Here is a 16,175-nt window from a genome sequence, read left to right on the forward strand (position 1 = left end):
TCTTGCACTTAGTTCAAGAAGCCGGTCCGAACCGAGTCCCAGGGGAGCTCCGTCATGCAGCAGCACGAGCAGCACGAGCAGCACGAGCAGAACGACGAGAACGACTTCGCGGCGATCGTCGCGGCCCTCGTCGCGGAGCACGGCGTGCCCGGCGCGTCCGTCGGAATCCTGGCCGACGGCCGGACGACCCTCGTGAACCACGGGGTCACCAGCCTCGCCCACCCGCGCCCGGTCGACGAGCACACCGTCTTCCACCTGGCGTCGATCTCCAAGACCTTCACCGCGACCGCCCTGCTCCGCCTGGTCGAGCAGGGCCGGGTCGAGCTCGACGCCCCGGTCCGGCGCTACGTCCCCGAGCTCGTCCTCGCCGACGAGGAGGCCGCCGAGCGGATCACCGTCCTCAACCTGCTCAACCACACCGCGGGCCTGGACTGGAACCTCATCGACCCGGAGGACGAGGACGGCTCCCTCGCCGCGTTCGTCGCCAAGCTGGACCGGCTCCCACTGATCGCCCGACCCGGCGCCCGCGCCTCGTACAGCCAGGCCGGCTACAACATGGCCGGGCGGATCGTCGAGAACGTCACCGGCCGGAGCTTCGAGCAGGCCGTGACCGCCCTCGTCCTGGAGCCGCTCGGCCTCACGGACACCGTCTTCGACGTGGACGACGTCATGGTCCGGCCGTTCGCCCTGGGCCACGTCCACGGAGAGGACGGCGAGCTGAAGGCGGCTCGCCCCTGGAAGGCCTTCCGCGCAGGCACCCGCGGCGACAACCCCGGCGGCGGCATCGCCTCCACCACGGCCGACCTCCTCGCCTGGGCCCGCTTCCACCTGGGCGACGGCGACGGCCTGCTGCGCACCGACACCCTGCACGCCATGCGCGACGAGACGGCGAAGCTGCGCGGCAGCACGATGGGCGACGGCTTCGGCATCTGCTGGTTCCGCCGCCCCGTCGACGGCGTCCGCACCATCGGCCACGGCGGATCCGGCAACGGGCAGTACGCCGAGCTGCACCTCGCGCCCGAGCACGACTTCGCCGTCGTGTCCCTCGCCAACAGCGAGGAGGGCTACCTCTTCAACCAGGCCGTCGTCCGGGCCGCCTTCGAGCACTTCCTCGGCCTGGTCGAGAAGGACCCCGAGCCCGTGCCGTACGACGAGTCCAAGGCCCGCGAGGTCGTCGGGCGCTACGAGATCGACGCCATGAACCTCGACATCGCCACCGACGGTGCGCGGCTCACGCTCGCCGTGGAGATCAAGCCGGAGCTCCGCCAGGCCTCGGACGCGGACATGCCGCCGGACATCGCCCCCGCCGCCATGGGCTTCCTGCCCGGCGACGGCGACGAGTACGTCCTCACCGAGGGCACCCTCGCGGGCCAGCGCGGCTTCTTCACCCGCGACGCCGACGGACGCGTCACCGGGGTCGACCTGGGCGGCCGCCTCTTCGCCCGGGCCGGTGCCTAGTCAGCCGACGTGGACGCGGGGGCGGAGGTCGCGGTCGGGTTCGGCCTCGCGGAGGATCTCGCGGGTGGTGGGGGCGACCTCGCCGCGGCCGAGGAGGAAGAAGCGGAAGAAGTTGGCGAAGGGGTTGCCCTCGGTCCACTCGAAGTAGATGTGCGGGCGGACCCCGGTGAGGTCGCGGGCGTGGAGCAGCAGGGCCGCGAGGGCGTTGGGGATCGAGGAGGACTCGACGGTCAGCACGCGGAAGCGGTCGTGGAGGACCTCGCCCTTCACGGTCAGGCCGGACTCGAACTCGGACGGGTCGGTGACGGTGACCTCGACGAAGACGAAGTCCTCGGCGCCGGGGATGTCGTTGTCGGCGCGGATCTGGTCCTTCTTGGCCCGGTACTCGTCGGCGTCGCGGGCGCCGGGCTCGTTGGCGATGAAGCGGGGGGTGCGGCGGGAGATGTCCTGGATGAAGCGCTCGGCCATCTCGTCGAGTTCGACGTGGGTGACGCGGAGTTCGAAGGCGCGGCCGAGGCGGGACAGGAGCGAGATCAGGATGATGCCGGCGATGAAGCAGGCACCGATCTTCACGCCGTCGGGACGTTCGATGATGTTGACGACGGTGGTGTAGAGGAAGACCACCGAGATGGCGCCGAAGCCGATGGTCCAGCCCTTCTGCCCCGCCTTGCGGGCGGCGATGGTCACGGCGATGGCCGCCGAGGAGATCAGGACCAGGACGCCGGTGGCGTAGGCGCCGCCCTGGGCGTCGACGTCCGCGTCGAAGATCCACGTGACGAGGAAGGCGACCAGGGTGAAGACGATGACCATGGGGCGTACGGCGCGGGCCCAGTGGGGTGCCATGCCGTACTTCGGCAGATAGCGGGGCATGAGGTTGAGCAGCCCGGCCATGGCGGAGGCACCCGCGAACCAGAGGATGGCGATCGTCGAGATGTCGTAGACGGTGCCGAAGGTGTTGCCCAGGTACTCGTGGGCGAGGTAGGCCAGCGCGCGTCCGTTGGCCTTGCCGCCGGACTCGAACTCCTTCGCCGGGATCAGCACCGTGGTGATGAAGCTGGTGCAGATCAGGAAGACGCTCATGATCAGCGCGGCCGTGGTGAGGAGCTTCTTCGTGTCCCGGATACGGCCGGTCGGCTTCTCCTCGGTGTCGCTCTCGTCGCCCTGGACGTGCGGCATGACCGCCACACCGGTCTCGAAACCGGACAGGCCGAGCGCCAGCTTCGGGAAGACCACCAGGGCCACCCCGATCATGGCAAAAACGTTTCCGTGCTGGGCCGTCAGCGCGGTGGTCCAGTCGGTGACGACGTGGCCCTCGGTGATCACGTGCCACAGCCCGTTCACCACGACCACCGCGTTCAGGGCGAGGTAGATCCCGACCAGGGCGACGGCGACGCCGATGGCCTCCAGGAAGCCCTTGAGGAACACCGCCCCGAGCAGGGCGATCAGCACGAGCGTGATGATCACCTGCTTGTCGTGCAGCGCCGACTCCAGGTGCGGGTTCTCCACCAGGTGGGTCGAGGCGTCCGCCGCCGACAGGGTGATCGTGATCAGGAAGTCCGTCGCCGCGAAGCCGAGGAGGGTGAGGACGAACAGCTTGCCCTTCCAGAACGACAGCAGCCGCGCCAGCATCGCGATCGAGCCTTCACCGCGCGGGCTCTCCTCCGCCACCCGCCGGTAGACCGGCAGTGCGCCGGCCAGGGTGACGATCACCAGGACGATGGTGGCGATGGGGGAGAGCAGGCCGGCGGCGAGGGCGGCGATGCCGGGCTGGTAGCCGAGGGTGGAGAAGTAGTCGACGCCGGTCAGGCACATCACCCGCCACCAGCGCTGGCCCTTGTGCCCGGCGTCCGGCTCCGGTTCCTTGGGCCGGGAGGGCTTGCCCTTCCCCATGTCGGAGAGGCCCTCCAGCATCCACGCGCGCAAGCGCCCGCTGCGCATGCGCGTATCGGTCGTGGTGGCCATGGGTGCTCCTGAGCTGTTCGGGTGAAGGTTTCGGCCATCGCACGGATGGCCGAGTCAGCGTAAGCACGCCGGGGCGCGTCGACCCGCCCGTAGGCGTCAGGGAAGCGTCAAGATCCCCCGGTGCGGGCGTCGGATGCCTCACACCCACGCGGCTTGCGCAGCCCCGGGCGGCGGCCGTGATCCCCGTATGCGTCAGGGATCCGTCTCATCAGGGATGCGTCAAGGACCCCTCCGTCCGACACCCCCGGCGCCGCGCCGGGCGGACTCTGGACGCAGGGGCCAGCCGCCAGGTTCTGCGAGGTGCGTCATGACGTTCCCGTCCTTCCCGACGTCCTCCGCCCGTGAAGCGTCCTCGGTCCGTGAAGCGTTCCCGGTCCGTGACGCATCCTCGGTCCGTGACGCGTTCGCGGTCCTCGCCGGTCTCGTCGGACCGTTCCTCGCGGCTCTCGTCCTGCTGCCGCTCCGTGCGAGCGTCACCCACACGAACCTCGCGCTGCTGTTCGTCGTCGTGGTCGTGGCGGTCTCCGCGCTCGGCAACCGGTTCGCCGGGGCGCTCGCGGCCCTCTCGGCCGCCGCGTGGTTCGACTTCTTCCACACCGAGCCGTACCAGAGCTTCCACATCCAGGACCGGGCCGACGTCGAGACGGCCGTCCTGCTCCTCGTCGTCGGCCTGATCGTGTCGCAGCTCGCCGCGCGCGGCCGGACCCTGGGCCGCGCCGCGCTCGCGGACGCCTCGCACCTGGAGCGGCTGCACGGCGTCACGCGCCTGGCCAGGCACAGCACCGACGCCGACGAGGTCGTCCAGCGGGTGCGACGGGAACTGGTCGACGTACTGGACCTCCAGGCGTGCCGCTTCGTGCACGGGGCCTCCACCGGCGCCCCGGCCCGCCTGGAGCCGGACGGGAGCGTGACGGTGCCCGGCTGGATCTGGGACCTCGAACGGCAGGGATGGCCGTACGAGGAGATCGAACTGCCCGCCGTCGTCCACGGGCGCTCCCGGGGCCGTTACGTGCTGACCCCCGCGCCCGGGGTCGTACCACCGCCTCTGGAAGCGCGGCTGGTGGCCGTCGACCTGGCGGTCCAGGCCGCCGCCGCGCTGGACGGCGACCCGGCGCCGGGTGCCGTGCGGCGGTGAACGCCGAGACCGTCGGCGGCCTCCCCGGCGCACTCGAGGAACCGGGCAAGGGCTGACGGTCCGGCTACCTCCTCGCTTCGCGTCGCGACAGCCGCTGCTGTTCCCGCTCGGCCCAGCGGCGGACCCGGTCGGGTTCCAGTGGGGTGCCGTGGCCGACGTGGAGGCGGGCGGGGTTCAGGGCGAGCATCTCGCGCAGGCTGGCGAGGTTGCGCAGGGGGTCGTCGTGGAAGGGAGGGTTGGCGGGTCGGCCCCGGACGAGACCGAAGAGGGAGTCGGCGACCAGGTCGCCGGCGACGAGGTCTCCTCGGTCGGTGAGGACGGAGACCGATCCGGCGGTGTGGCCGGGGGTGGGCATGATGCGCGCCGCGATCCCGAAGTCCGCCAGGTCGGTCTCGCCGGTCACCAGGACGTCGGGTTCGAACGGTTCGGCGCGGACGTGCAGGTTCTTGTTCCTGGCCATGATCCGGCCCATGAGCCCGGTGGGCAGGTAGGGTTCGCGGGCCCGGCCGCTGCGGTACGGCCCCAGGTCGGCGGCGTGGCCCGCCACGGGCGCGCCCGTCAGCCGGTGGAGCTCGGCGGCGGAGCCGAAGTGGTCGATGTGGCCGTGGGTGATGACGATCAGCGACACGTCGGTGGGGTCCACCCCGTGGGCGGCGATCTGGTCGTGGATCTTCCGGCCGCTGCCGGGCGTTCCCGCGTCGACGATCACGGGGCGGCGGCCGAGCAGCAGGTACGCGTTGATGTTGTGCCGGCCCATGACCGGGATGGGGACGACCTTGGTTCGGGACACGGCTCTCTCCTGGGGGCATGGCTGACTTCCGCCGCGCGACGGTTCGCGGGCGGTCGGTGGGTACGGCGGGGTTCAGCGGAAGCGGCGCCGGTACTGGGCGGGGGTGGTGCCGAGGCGGCGCCGGAAGGAACGGTGCAGGCTCTCCACGGAACCGAGGCCGCTGAGGGCGGCGATCTCGGGCAGGCCGTGGACGGTGTCCTGGAGCAGCCGGCGGGCGGCGTCGAGGCGGACGGACTCGACGTACGCGGCCGGGGTGGTGCCCGTGCGCTCACGGAACAGCCGGGAGAAGTGACGCACGCTCAGATGTAGCCGCCCGGCCAGGACTTCGGCGGAGAGGTCCTCGGCGAGGTGTTCGCCGATCCACATGCGCAGGTCGTCCAGCGGGTCGCCGGGCGCCGCGGGAGGCGCGAGCGGGGCGCTGAACTGGCTCTGTCCGCCCGCGCGTTTGACGTACATGACCATCGTCCGGGCTGTGGCGAGGGCGTGTTCGGGGCCGTGGTCCTCGGTGACCATGGCCAGTGCCATGTCCATACCCGAGGCGATGCCGGCGCAGGTCCACAGCCGGCCTTCCCGGAGGAAGATCGGGTCGGGATCGACGGTGACGAGCGGGTGGTCGGCGGCCAGTCGCGCGGCCGTGCGCCAGTGGGTCGTGGCGGTACGGCCGTCCAGCAGGCCCGCCGCGGCCAGCAGGTGGGCGCCCGAGCAGATGGAGCCCAGGCGGTGGGTGCCGGGGCCCGCTTCGCGCAGCCAGTCGATGATCCCCCGGTCGAGCACCGGCTCCACCTGGTGGTCGTGCACGCGGACGGCCCCCGACACGAGCAGGGTGTCCACGTCGCCGTTCGCCTCGTCGAGCGCGAGGTCGGCCATCAGCCGGACCCCGCTGGAGGTGGTCACCGGTTCGCCCCCGGCCGTGGCGATGCGGACGGTGTAGCCGGGCCGGTCGCCGTCGGCGATCCGCGTCGCGACGGAGAACACCTCGGCGGGACCGGTGACGTTGAGCAGTTCGACGCCGGGGAAGGCCGCGATGACGACTCGGTGCGGTGGGGGCATGCGCCGATCATTTCGCCCCGCTCCGACGGCCGCAATGACCATGTTCTGTCAGATCCGGACATCGAGTGGGGCTGGCCGTTCCCCGCCGACCGCTCCCCGCCGACCGCTTTTTGTCGGCCGTTCCCCCGACCGCTCCTAGAGCCAGTCCCGCCGCTTGAAGATCACGTACAGGCTCGTGCAGACGAGCGCCATCAAGCCGATCGCGAACGGGTACCCGCCCACCCAGTGCAGTTCGGGCATGGTGTCGAAGTTCATCCCGTAGATGGTCCCGACGAGCGTGGGCGCGAAGAGGATCGCGGCCCAGGCGGAGATCTTCTTGAGCTCCTCGTTCTGTTCGAAGCCGGCTTCCGCCAAGGCGCGCATCTCGGCGTTCTGCTGCTGGGTGACCAGGGTCGCGTTGACCGTGAGGATGTCCGTCAGGGCCTGGCGGAAGCCGTCCACGCGCTCGCTGGTGTGGGTGACGTGGTCGGCGACGTCGCGGAGGTAGCGCTGGAGCTCCTCGTCCGTGCCGTACTTGGCGAAGCCGGCCATCAGGCCGTGGAGCATGCCCACCAGGGGGCGGGTGGCGCGCTGGAACTCGACCATCTCGCGCGAGAGTTCGTAGATGCGGCGGGAGACCGCCGGGTCGCCGCCGAAGACCTCCGTCTCGATCTCGTCGATGTCGTTCTGGACGCCCGCCACCACCGGGGCGTAGCCGTCGACCACCGCGTCGAGGATCGCGTACAGGACCGCCTCGGGACCCAGGGCCAGCAGGTCCGGGTTCTCCTCCATGCGGTGGCGGACGGCCGAGAGGTCAGGGGCGGCGCCGTGCCGGACGGTGATGAGGAAGTCCGGGCCCACGAACACGTGGAGCTCGCCGAAGTCGACCTCCTCCGGGGCGTCGAGGTAGCGGGCGGCGCGCAGGACGACGAAGAGCGTGTCGCCGTACCGCTCCAGCTTCGGGCGCTGATGGGCCTCCATCGCGTCCTCGACGGCGAGCTCGTGCAGGTCGAACTCGGCGGCCAGGGAGAGGAGTTCCTCCTCGGTCGGGCGCTGGAGGCCGATCCAGGCCATGCCGTCGGGATGCTCGCGCAGCTGGCGGAAGGTGTCCGCGAGGGTGAGGGGGGAGGAGACCCGGCGGCCGTCCCGGTAGAGCGTCGACTGCACCACGCTCGGCTCCACCGAGGGCGGCCGTCCGGCCGAGGACTCGGGCGGCGGTTCGGGGTGGCGGCGCCAGGCCGCGCGGGGACGGCGGTCGGACATCGTCGCTCACCTCCTCCTCGGTCTGTGGCCGAGAGCAGGATATATGGGGTGAATCTCCATGGCCCTGGTCTGCCGAACCGATCCCTCGAACCGATCCCTCGAACCGACCCGCCGAACCGACCGGCCGAATCGATCCGTCGAACCGACCCGCCCTCTCATATAGGACAGAAACTGTCCTCGATCATCGGTAGCGTGCCGGTCATGGCCCTCAAGACGACCCACCCCGTGCTCGGACGCCGCGCCCTGAACCGCGCCACCCTCGACCGGCAGCTCCTCCTGCGCCCCGCGCCGCTCGGCGTCGAGGAGGCCGTCACCCACCTCGTCGGCCTCCAGGCGCAGAACACCAAGCCCCCGTACTACGCGCTCGCCGCCCGGCTCGACGGCTTCCGGCCCGAGGACCTGTCCGCCCTGATGGAGTCCCGGCGGGTCGCCCGCATCGTCTCGCTCCGGTCCACCGTCCACACCCACACGGCCCGCGACGCCGTCGGCCTGCGCCGGCTCGTCCAGGCCGGGGCCATCGACCGGGAGCTGCAGATGTTCCGCAAGGGGCTCGGCGGCGCCGACCTCGACCGGCTCACCGCCCTCGCGACCGCGTACGTCGAGGAACGGCCCCGCACGCCCAAGGCGCTGCGGGAGCATCTCGGACAGGAGTGGCCGGAGGCCGACCCGCAGGCACTGACCATCGCCGCCCGCTGCCTGCTCCTGATGGTGCAGGTCACCCCGCGCGGTCTGTGGGGCCGCAGCGGGCAGGTCGCGCTCACCACCACCCGCGCGTGGTTCGACGGCCAGGAGGACGAGGCCGCCGACGTCGACGAGACCGTACGGCGCTACCTCGGCGCCTTCGGCCCCGCCTCCGTCAAGGACATGCAGACCTGGTGCGGCCTGACGCGCCTGCGCCCCGCCTTCGAACGGCTGCGGCCCGAGCTCCTCGTCTTCCAGGACGAGCGGGGCACCGAGCTCTTCGACCTCCCCGACGCGCCCCGCCCCGACGAGGACACCCCGGCGCCGCCCCGCCTCCTGCCCGAGTTCGACAACCTGCTCCTCTCGCACGCCGACCGCACCCGCGTGATCCCCGCCGAGCACCACGGCCGCACCTGGACCGGCAACCAGGCCCACCGCACGTTCCTCGTCGACGGCTTCCTCGCCGGCATCTGGCGCCTCGACGAGGCGAAGGACCGCACGACCCTCACGATCGAACCCTTCGCGCCGCTGCCCCGCGCAACCCGGACCGCCCTCGAAGCCGAGGCCGAGCGCACCCTCCGGCTGATGACGCCTCCCGGCACCCCGTACGACATCGTCTGACGGCCGGGGCTACGGCAGCGACCCCGCCCGCCGGGCCGCCACCACCGCCTCCAGGCGGGTGTGGGCACCCAGCTTGCGCATGGCCGAGCGGAGGTAGCCCTTCACCGTCTCCGGGCGCAGGCCCAGGCGCTCCGCCGCCGTCGCGTTCGTCGCGCCGGAGGCGACCGCCGCGAGGACGTCCGTCTCGCGCGGGGTGAGGGTCACGCCCGGCACCGGCGACGGGGCGGAGGCGGCCGTCTCCAGGCGGCCGCACACCGCGAGGAGCCGCGCCCGCAGCTCCGGGTCCAGGACCTTCGGCGCGAGCTCCCGCAGCTCCCCGTACGCCTGGCGGACCTCCTCCCAGGACGGACCGGGCGCCGGCGGCGCGATCAGCTGCCGCACCTCGTCCCGTACCGCGAGGGCCTGCTCGACGTCGCGCGCCGCCGCCATCGCCGCGTCGAAGACCCGCTCGCCGATCGGGAGGGACTCGCGCAGCGCCCCGTACAGCACGCCGCGCACCTTGCGCCGTACGACGACGGGGACGGCGATCACCGAGCGCAGCCCCTCCGCCGACACCGGGACGTCGTACTCGTGGGTGATGTGCCGCGACGTCGGATAGTCCGTGACCGCGCACGGCCGCGACAGTGCCAGGCACTTCCCGCCCAGACCGGAGCCCGCCGAGATCGCCAGGCCCCGCAGTGCGGGCGTCACCGCCCCGCTCAGCTGGGCGATCCGCATCGTACGGCCCTCCTGGAGCAGTCCGCCGAAGACGACGGGCAGCCCGCTGACGCGCCTCAGCCGCAGCAGCGCCGTGCGCAACTCCACCGCTTCCACCATCTCGGGCACGGAAACACTCCTTCACCCCCGAACGGGGGTAGTGAGACCTGGGTCACCGATTACACGATGTCCGGGACAGGTCCCGCAATGAGGAGGACACATGACGCCCACGAGCGCGACCGGCGCGACGGAGAGGTTCCGGGCCGCCCGGGACTTCCTGCTGCAGCATCGCGAGGACTACGAGACGGCCTACGAGGGCTTCGCCTGGCCCCGGCCCGACCGTTTCAACTGGGCGCTCGAATGGTTCGACGTCATCGCACGGGACAACGACCGCACCGCGCTGCACATCGTCGAGGAGGACGGCTCCGAGACGCGGGTGAGCTTCGCCGGGATGTCCGCCCGCTCGAACCGGGTCGCGAACTGGCTCCGGGCCCAGGGCGTCCGCGCCGGCGACCGGATCGTCCTGATGCTCGGCAACCAGGTCGAGCTGTGGGAGACCGTGCTCGCCGCGATGAAGCTGCGCGCCGTCCTCATCCCCGCCACCCCGCTCCTCGGCCCCGCCGACCTGCGCGACCGCGTCGACCGGGGCCACGCCCGGCACGTCATCGTGCGCGCCGAGGACACCGCCAAGTTCGACGACGTCCCCGGGGACTACACCCGGATCTCGGTCGGCGGCGACGGGGTGAACTGGCTGGGGTACGAGCTCGCCGCCCAGGAGTCGGACGTCTTCGAGCCCGACGGCGTCACCCTCGCCGACGACACCCTGATGCTGTACTTCACCTCCGGCACGACCGCCCGCCCCAAGCTGGTCGAGCACACCCACACCTCGTACCCCGTCGGGCACCTCTCGACGATGTACTGGATCGGCCTCAAGCCCGGCGACGTGCACCTCAACATCTCCTCGCCGGGCTGGGCCAAGCACGCCTGGTCCAACCTCTTCGCGCCGTGGAACGCCGAGGCGACCGTCTTCATCCACAACTACACCCGCTTCGACCCGGCCCGGCTCATGGACGAGATGGAGCGCAACGGCGTCACCAGCTTCTGCGCCCCGCCGACCGTGTGGCGGATGCTGATCCAGGCCGACCTCGGCCAGCTGAAGACCCCGCCGCGCGAGGTCGTCGCCGCCGGCGAACCCCTCAACCCCGAGGTCATCGAGTCCGTGCGGCGCGCCTGGGGCGTCACCATCCGCGACGGCTTCGGCCAGACCGAGACCGCCGTCCAGGTCTCCAACAGCCCCGGCCAGCGGCTCAAGGAAGGCTCCATGGGCCGCCCCAGCCCCGGCTTCCGGGTCACCCTCGTCGACCCGGTCAGCGGCACGCCGGACGTCGAGGAGGGCGAGATCTGCCTCGACCTCGCCGCCAACCCGGTGGGCCTGATGACCGGCTACCACGGCGACCCGGAGCGCACGGCGGAGGCGATGTCCGGCGGCTACTACCGCACCGGCGACATCGGCTCCCGCGACGCGGACGGCTACATCACGTACATCGGGCGCGCCGACGACGTCTTCAAGGCGAGCGACTACAAGATCTCCCCCTTCGAGCTGGAGAGCGCGCTCCTGGAGCACGAGGCCGTCGCCGAGGCCGCCGTCGTGCCCGCCCCCGATCCGCTGCGGCTCGCCGTCCCCAAGGCGTACATCGTCCTCGCGGCGGGCTGGGAGCCGGGCGAGGAGACCGCGAAGGCCCTGTTCGCCCACTCGCGCGCGGTCCTCGCCCCGTACAAGCGCGTCCGCCGCATCGAGTTCGCCGACCTGCCCAAGACGGTCTCCGGCAAGATCCGGCGCGTCGAACTGCGCCGGCTGACGGCGGAGGGCGGCGGTACGGAGTACGTGGAAGGGGACCTGCGATGACGATCTCGTACGCGCACGGGGTGTCGGAGACGCCGCTCCTCGGCGACACCATCGGCGCCAACCTCGACCGCGCCGTCGCCGCCTGGCCCGACCGCGAGGCCCTCGTCGACGTCCCCACCGGACGCCGCTGGACGTACGCCGAATTCGGCGCGGACGTCGACCGGTTGGCGTCCGCGCTGCTCGGCAGCGGGGTCCGCAAGGGCGACCGGGTCGGGATCTGGGCGGTGAACTGCGCCGAGTGGGTGCTCGTCCAGTACGCCACCGCCCGCATCGGCGCCGTCATGGTGAACATCAACCCGGCCTACCGCGCGCACGAGTTGGAGTACGTGCTCAAGCAGGCCGGCATCTCGCTGTTGTTCGCCTCGCTCACCCACAAGACGAGCGATTACCGCGCGATGGTCGAGCAGGTGCGGGGCGCGTGCCCGGAGTTGCGCGAGGCGGTCTACTTCGGCGACCCGAGCTGGGACGAACTGCTCGCCCGGACGCCGGGGGAGCTCCGCCCGGAGCCGCTCTCCTGCGACGAGCCCGTCAACATCCAGTACACCTCGGGGACGACGGGCTTCCCGAAGGGCGCCACGCTCTCCCACCACAACATCCTGAACAACGGCTACTTCGTGGGCGAGATGATCGCCTACAGCGAGCAGGACAGGATCTGCGTTCCCGTCCCGTTCTACCACTGTTTCGGCATGGTCATGGGGAACCTCGCGGCCACCTCGCACGGCGCCTGCATGGTCATCCCGGCCGCCTCCTTCGACCCGGCGGCCACCCTCCGGGCGGTCCAGGAGGAGCGCTGCACCTCCCTCTACGGGGTGCCGACGATGTTCATCGCCGAGCTCAACCTGCCCGACTTCGCCTCGTACGACCTCTCCACGCTCCGCACCGGGATCATGGCGGGCTCGCCGTGCCCGGTCGAGGTGATGAAGCGGGTCGTCGCCGAGATGAACATGGCGGAGGTGTCGATCTGTTACGGCATGACCGAGACCTCGCCCGTCTCCACCCAGACCCGCCGCGACGACGACCTGGAGCGCCGTACGGGCACCGTCGGCCGGGTCATGCCGCACGTCGAGGTGAAGGTCGTCGACCCGGCGACCGGGCTGACCGTCGAGCGCGGCACGGCGGGCGAGCTGTGCACCCGCGGCTACAGCGTGATGCTCGGCTACTGGGACGAGCCGGAGAAGACCGCCGAGGCGATCGACGCGGGCCGCTGGATGCACACCGGGGACCTCGCGGTCATGCGGGACGACGGCTACGTGCAGATCGTCGGCCGCATCAAGGACATGATCATCCGGGGCGGGGAGAACGTGTACCCGCGCGAGATCGAGGAGTTCCTCTACGGGCACCCCAAGATCGCGGACGTCCAGGTCGTCGGCGTACCCGACGAGCGGTACGGCGAGGAGATCCTGGCCTGCGTGATCCCGCGCGACCCCGCCGCCCCGCCCACCCTGGACGAGATCACCGCCTTCTGCCGCGACCGGCTCGCCCACTACAAGATCCCGCGGAGGGTGGAGATCCTCGCCGAGTTCCCGATGACGGTGAGCGGGAAGGTGCGGAAGGTGGAGCTGCGGCAGAAGTACGGGTCCTAGACCACCTCCCGGCGCATGCAGACGCGCGGCCAGAGCGACAGGCCGTGGGCCGCCTCGGCGAGGCTGATCGCGCGCAGGCCGTCCGTGAGCGCCGGGTCGGAGTCGGCGAGCGGGCGGAAGCCGAGGCGGGTGTAGTACGGGGCGTTCCACGGGACCTCGGTGAAGGTCGTCAGGGTCAGGGCCGCCAGGCCCTGCTCCCTGGCGGCCGCCGCCACGTGCTCGATCAGCGCCCGGCCGACGCCCCGGCGGGCGGCGTCCGGATGCACCGACACCTGCTCGATGTGGGCGGCGCCGTCGACCGTGTCCGTGAGCAGGTACGCGACCGGGCGGTCGGCGGCGTCCACCGCCACCCACGCCCGGCCCGCGCAGCGGTACGTCTCCAGGACGTCCAGGGGCAGCGGATCGTCGTCGGCGATGGCCGCCATGCCGAGGGAACGGAAGGGCTCGCCCGCCGCCCGTTCGATGTCCTGGAGCAGCGGGAGTTCGGCCGGAGCGGCCGCTCTGATGCGCATAGGACAGTATGGCGCGGGCTCAGCACGGGGCGCCGCCCGCACTCGTACCGGGACCGCCGTCGTCCTCCTGGGGGCGGTCGAGCAGCCCGCCGTCGCGCGAGAACCGCGGCAGGAACAGGGCCAGGGCGGGGTCGCCGTACAGCGCCACGTACAGCTGGACGAGCCACCCGTCCGTCACCTCGCGCCGGTGCGCCGGCAGCGGATACCGCTCCCGCAGACCGCTGAGGAGCCGCCGCGCCGCCGCCGTCGTGTCCGGCAGCCGCAGCAGCGCCACGGCGACGAGGACCGCCGGGGCCCCGGCGGCGAGCGCGCCGACGAGGCCCGCTCCGGAGACCCCGGTCGCGAACGGCCCCGCCAGCGCGGTCAGCGGCACGCACCCCAGCAACACCCTGGCCGTCCACAGCCGCGCGAGCGGCCGCAGCAGCCCCGCCCCGCGCAGCTCGCCGCGCAACGTGTCCACGGCCCGCCGTGCCTCGGGGCGCTGCGCGAGCGTCCGCAGCGCGAGGGCCCGGTGCAGGGCCCCGTGCACTCCGAGCTGTACGGGGTCACGGGTGCGGCCCGGTCCGCCGTTGGCCCGAATCGTACGTTTACGGCCCGCGGCGACGGCCCCGCGCTGGTGCAGCGCCACGAGCGCCACGGTGACGGCCGCGCGGCGCCCGCCGCGCAGCAGCGCGAGCGCCTGGGGCGGCGGCACGGCGGCCGCCCCGCCCTTCCTGCTGCGCGTTCCGCCGCTCCTCAACAGCAGGGCGGCGATCAGCAGTTCGCCCCAGACTGCCCCGATGAACCACCACGTCCCCGTCGGCATCACGCCCACCCCCCGAGGGTGTTGTGCCCGGCCGAGCGTGATCGTCACGCGTGAATGGCCGATTTCGGATGCCGAGGAGTTGTGAGGCTCAGGCGCCGCCGGCCGCGAGTTCGGCCGCGGAGTGGTTGACGGGCTGCGGGGTGCCGGTCAGGTCCAGGACGAACAGCGGGAGACCGACCTCGGCGGCGCGGGAGCGGGCCTCCGGGGTGTAGCCGGCGAGCGAGAAGAACACGCTCACGGTGGCCCTGCTCAGCCCGTTGAGCCAGAGGCACTCGACGGCCCGCAGCCCGGTCGGCCGGGTGCTCGGGTCGACCTGGGCGACGAGCCCCGGAGCCCGCAGGTCCACACCGGACGAGGGCCGCTCCTCGGGCTGGACGACGTCCCGGAACCCGAGCCACCGCAGATACCCGGCCGCCGCCGCGACGGCGTCCCGAGAGGTCCGGATCGTCACGGGGCGAAAGGCCCCACGGAGGGGGACGGGCCGCGGCGCGACGGGCGGCGGAGACACCCGCAGCGGGTACCGCTCGGCGAAGGGCCGGGGCCGCCCGGGGCCGGCACCGTCCGCGCCGCGCCCTGCTGCGCCGTCCGCGCCGCGCCCGGCCGCGCCGTCCGTGCCGTGCCCTGCCGGGCCCGTCGCGGTCGTACCGAGCCCGGTCGGGCCGGTCCGGCCCGCGCCGCGCCCGGCATCGCCCCGGGCCTTCGGCCCCGGTCCGAACCACGGGGAGCCGGCCTCGCCCGATACGGAGGGAGCCCCGTTCCGGGAGCCCTCGCTCCCGCCCCGCCCATCGGCTTCCTCGCCCACCCGGTCACCGTCGGCCCCGGTGGGGGAGCCGGGTACACCCCCGGCCGCCTCGTCGGCCTCGCCGCGGTCCGCCCCGCCGGCGCCGCCGGCCGTCGCGGCTCCACCGGGGGCGACCCCGCCGGATCCGAACCCGTCCACCCCGGCCCTCGCGGGGCCGAACCCGTTCGCGCCGGCCTCTCCGGGGCCGAACCCGTTCGCGCCGGCCTCTCCGGGGCCGAACCCGTTCGCGCCGGCCTCTCCGGGGCCGAACCCGTTCACGCCGGCCCCTTCGGGACCGAACGAGTCCACCCCGGCCCCTTCGGAGCCGAACGCGTCTGCGCCGGGCCCGCCCGCCTCGGGTCCGCCCAGGCCGGAACTCCCCGTCCCCGCCCTGCCAGACCCGGCCCCGTCCGTTTCCGGGCCGTGCCCCGTATCACCCCGGCCAGTGGCCGCGCCGTCCGTACCGACCTCGCCCGGACGCAGCCCGTCCGCACGGGGACCGCCCGTCCCTGCCCTGCCGGTGCCGGGCCCGCGGGTGCCGGGTGCTCCCGTATCGAATCCGCTTAAACCGCGGCCGTCCGCCCCGGGCCCGCCGGCAGGAGCTCCGCCCGCCCCGCGACCGCCCGCCCTCAGGCCCCGCCCCGCACCACCCCTCCCGGCGTCGGCGGCGTCGGGCCCGTTCGATCCGGCCACCCCGCTCCCCGGGTCGTTTGAGGCGACGCCCATCGGTCCCGGCGTCGGGGCCGGCGGGTGGACCGGCACCCGGAGGACCGTCCCGCACGGGCAGCCCAGTTCCGGGTGGGGCCAGTCGTTGTCGCGGCCGCAGGCTCCGCAGCGGACCGTGACCCATTCGTCCGCCCAGTTCCGGTGCGTGATCGGTTCCGCGACCGCCCCCGCCGCGACCGGCGCCGCGACCGGGCTCCCGCACGCGCAGGGGAAGACGGGTGCCGCGT

Annotated in this window: 13 protein-coding genes; 5 read left to right on the forward strand and 8 right to left on the reverse strand. The window is 72.8% G+C overall.

Annotation, left to right across the window (positions count from 1 at the left end; all coding sequences use genetic code 11):
• Nucleotides 1–54 precede the first annotated feature (54 nt).
• Nucleotides 55–1,458 carry a serine hydrolase domain-containing protein gene (locus GGE06_RS26210; RefSeq protein WP_184931983.1) on the forward strand — a complete coding sequence of 468 codons (1,404 nt, stop codon included), beginning with the start codon at nucleotides 55–57 and terminating at the stop codon, nucleotides 1,456–1,458.
• Here the strand turns inward: GGE06_RS26210 and GGE06_RS26215 are convergent, their stop codons facing one another.
• Complete coding sequence (locus GGE06_RS26215) at nucleotides 1,459–3,420, reverse strand: APC family permease (protein WP_116158157.1); 1,962 nt, start codon at nucleotides 3,418–3,420, stop codon at nucleotides 1,459–1,461. It lies immediately after the preceding gene.
• A gap of 307 nt (nucleotides 3,421–3,727) precedes the next feature.
• Here GGE06_RS26215 and GGE06_RS26220 point away from each other — a divergent pair, with 307 nt between their 5' ends.
• Nucleotides 3,728–4,555, forward strand: coding sequence for a DUF4118 domain-containing protein (locus tag GGE06_RS26220; RefSeq protein ID WP_184931984.1), 828 nt, complete (start codon nucleotides 3,728–3,730; stop codon nucleotides 4,553–4,555).
• A gap of 64 nt (nucleotides 4,556–4,619) precedes the next feature.
• Here GGE06_RS26220 and GGE06_RS26225 read toward each other — a convergent pair whose 3' ends face one another.
• The 3 genes from GGE06_RS26225 to GGE06_RS26235 all read right to left on the reverse strand — a co-directional run bounded on the left by GGE06_RS26225 (nucleotide 4,620) and on the right by GGE06_RS26235 (nucleotide 7,637).
• Nucleotides 4,620–5,345 (reverse strand): MBL fold metallo-hydrolase, encoded by a 726-nt coding sequence (locus tag GGE06_RS26225; RefSeq protein WP_116158155.1) that lies wholly within the window; start codon nucleotides 5,343–5,345, stop codon nucleotides 4,620–4,622.
• A 72-nt stretch (nucleotides 5,346–5,417) separates the two neighbouring features.
• Nucleotides 5,418–6,395, reverse strand: coding sequence for a GlxA family transcriptional regulator (locus GGE06_RS26230; RefSeq protein ID WP_116158154.1), 978 nt, complete (start codon nucleotides 6,393–6,395; stop codon nucleotides 5,418–5,420).
• A gap of 135 nt (nucleotides 6,396–6,530) precedes the next feature.
• Nucleotides 6,531–7,637 (reverse strand): magnesium and cobalt transport protein CorA, encoded by a 1,107-nt coding sequence (locus GGE06_RS26235; protein WP_184931985.1) that lies wholly within the window; start codon nucleotides 7,635–7,637, stop codon nucleotides 6,531–6,533.
• 201 nt (nucleotides 7,638–7,838) lie between these two features.
• Here GGE06_RS26235 and GGE06_RS26240 point away from each other — a divergent pair, with 201 nt between their 5' ends.
• Nucleotides 7,839–8,939 (forward strand): winged helix DNA-binding domain-containing protein, encoded by a 1,101-nt coding sequence (locus GGE06_RS26240; RefSeq protein WP_184931986.1) that lies wholly within the window; start codon nucleotides 7,839–7,841, stop codon nucleotides 8,937–8,939.
• A 9-nt stretch (nucleotides 8,940–8,948) separates the two neighbouring features.
• On the opposite strand, the gene GGE06_RS26245 is transcribed toward GGE06_RS26240, so the two are convergent.
• On the reverse strand, nucleotides 8,949–9,764 hold the full coding sequence (locus GGE06_RS26245; protein WP_116158152.1) for a helix-turn-helix transcriptional regulator: 816 nt from the start codon (nucleotides 9,762–9,764) through the stop codon (nucleotides 8,949–8,951).
• A 91-nt stretch (nucleotides 9,765–9,855) separates the two neighbouring features.
• Here GGE06_RS26245 and GGE06_RS26250 point away from each other — a divergent pair, with 91 nt between their 5' ends.
• Both GGE06_RS26250 and GGE06_RS26255 read left to right on the forward strand, forming a co-directional pair.
• Complete coding sequence (locus GGE06_RS26250; protein WP_116158151.1) at nucleotides 9,856–11,541, forward strand: AMP-binding protein; 1,686 nt, start codon at nucleotides 9,856–9,858, stop codon at nucleotides 11,539–11,541.
• Nucleotides 11,538–13,124, forward strand: a complete 1,587-nt coding sequence (locus GGE06_RS26255) for an AMP-binding protein (RefSeq protein ID WP_116158150.1) — start codon at nucleotides 11,538–11,540, stop codon at nucleotides 13,122–13,124. Before GGE06_RS26250 ends, GGE06_RS26255 begins: the two co-directional genes overlap by 4 nt.
• Here the strand turns inward: GGE06_RS26255 and GGE06_RS26260 are convergent.
• The 3 genes from GGE06_RS26260 to GGE06_RS43810 all read right to left on the reverse strand — a co-directional run bounded on the left by GGE06_RS26260 (nucleotide 13,121) and on the right by GGE06_RS43810 (nucleotide 15,501).
• The gene (locus GGE06_RS26260) at nucleotides 13,121–13,636 is read right to left on the reverse strand and encodes a GNAT family N-acetyltransferase (RefSeq protein WP_116158149.1); all 516 of its coding nucleotides are present in this window, start codon (nucleotides 13,634–13,636) and stop codon (nucleotides 13,121–13,123) included. The genes GGE06_RS26255 and GGE06_RS26260 overlap by 4 nt on opposite strands.
• Before the next feature lie 19 nt (nucleotides 13,637–13,655).
• Nucleotides 13,656–14,441, reverse strand: a complete 786-nt coding sequence (locus GGE06_RS26265; protein ID WP_184931987.1) for a TIGR04222 domain-containing membrane protein — start codon at nucleotides 14,439–14,441, stop codon at nucleotides 13,656–13,658.
• Between the two features lie 88 nt (nucleotides 14,442–14,529).
• Nucleotides 14,530–15,501, reverse strand: coding sequence for a hypothetical protein (locus GGE06_RS43810; protein ID WP_312883340.1), 972 nt, complete (start codon nucleotides 15,499–15,501; stop codon nucleotides 14,530–14,532).
• Nucleotides 15,502–16,175 lie beyond the last annotated feature (674 nt).

The organism is Streptomyces nymphaeiformis (genome assembly GCF_014203895.1).
Lineage (GTDB): Bacteria > Actinomycetota > Actinomycetes > Streptomycetales > Streptomycetaceae > Streptomyces > Streptomyces nymphaeiformis.

Bases quoted from the DNA above. Each gene is read 5' to 3' on its own strand.
- GGE06_RS26210 (WP_184931983.1), top strand. From the start codon at position 55: ATGCAGCAGCACGAGCAGCACGAGCAGCACGAGCAGAACGACGAGAAC.
- GGE06_RS26215 (WP_116158157.1), bottom strand. From the start codon at position 3,420: ATGGCCACCACGACCGATACGCGCATGCGCAGCGGGCGCTTGCGCGCG.
- GGE06_RS26235 (WP_184931985.1), bottom strand. From the start codon at position 7,637: ATGTCCGACCGCCGTCCCCGCGCGGCCTGGCGCCGCCACCCCGAACCG.
- GGE06_RS26255 (WP_116158150.1), top strand. From the start codon at position 11,538: ATGACGATCTCGTACGCGCACGGGGTGTCGGAGACGCCGCTCCTCGGC.
- GGE06_RS26240 (WP_184931986.1), top strand. From the start codon at position 7,839: ATGGCCCTCAAGACGACCCACCCCGTGCTCGGACGCCGCGCCCTGAAC.
- GGE06_RS26230 (WP_116158154.1), bottom strand. From the start codon at position 6,395: ATGCCCCCACCGCACCGAGTCGTCATCGCGGCCTTCCCCGGCGTCGAA.
- GGE06_RS26220 (WP_184931984.1), top strand. From the start codon at position 3,728: ATGACGTTCCCGTCCTTCCCGACGTCCTCCGCCCGTGAAGCGTCCTCG.
- GGE06_RS26250 (WP_116158151.1), top strand. From the start codon at position 9,856: ATGACGCCCACGAGCGCGACCGGCGCGACGGAGAGGTTCCGGGCCGCC.
- GGE06_RS26265 (WP_184931987.1), bottom strand. From the start codon at position 14,441: ATGCCGACGGGGACGTGGTGGTTCATCGGGGCAGTCTGGGGCGAACTG.
- GGE06_RS26260 (WP_116158149.1), bottom strand. From the start codon at position 13,636: ATGCGCATCAGAGCGGCCGCTCCGGCCGAACTCCCGCTGCTCCAGGAC.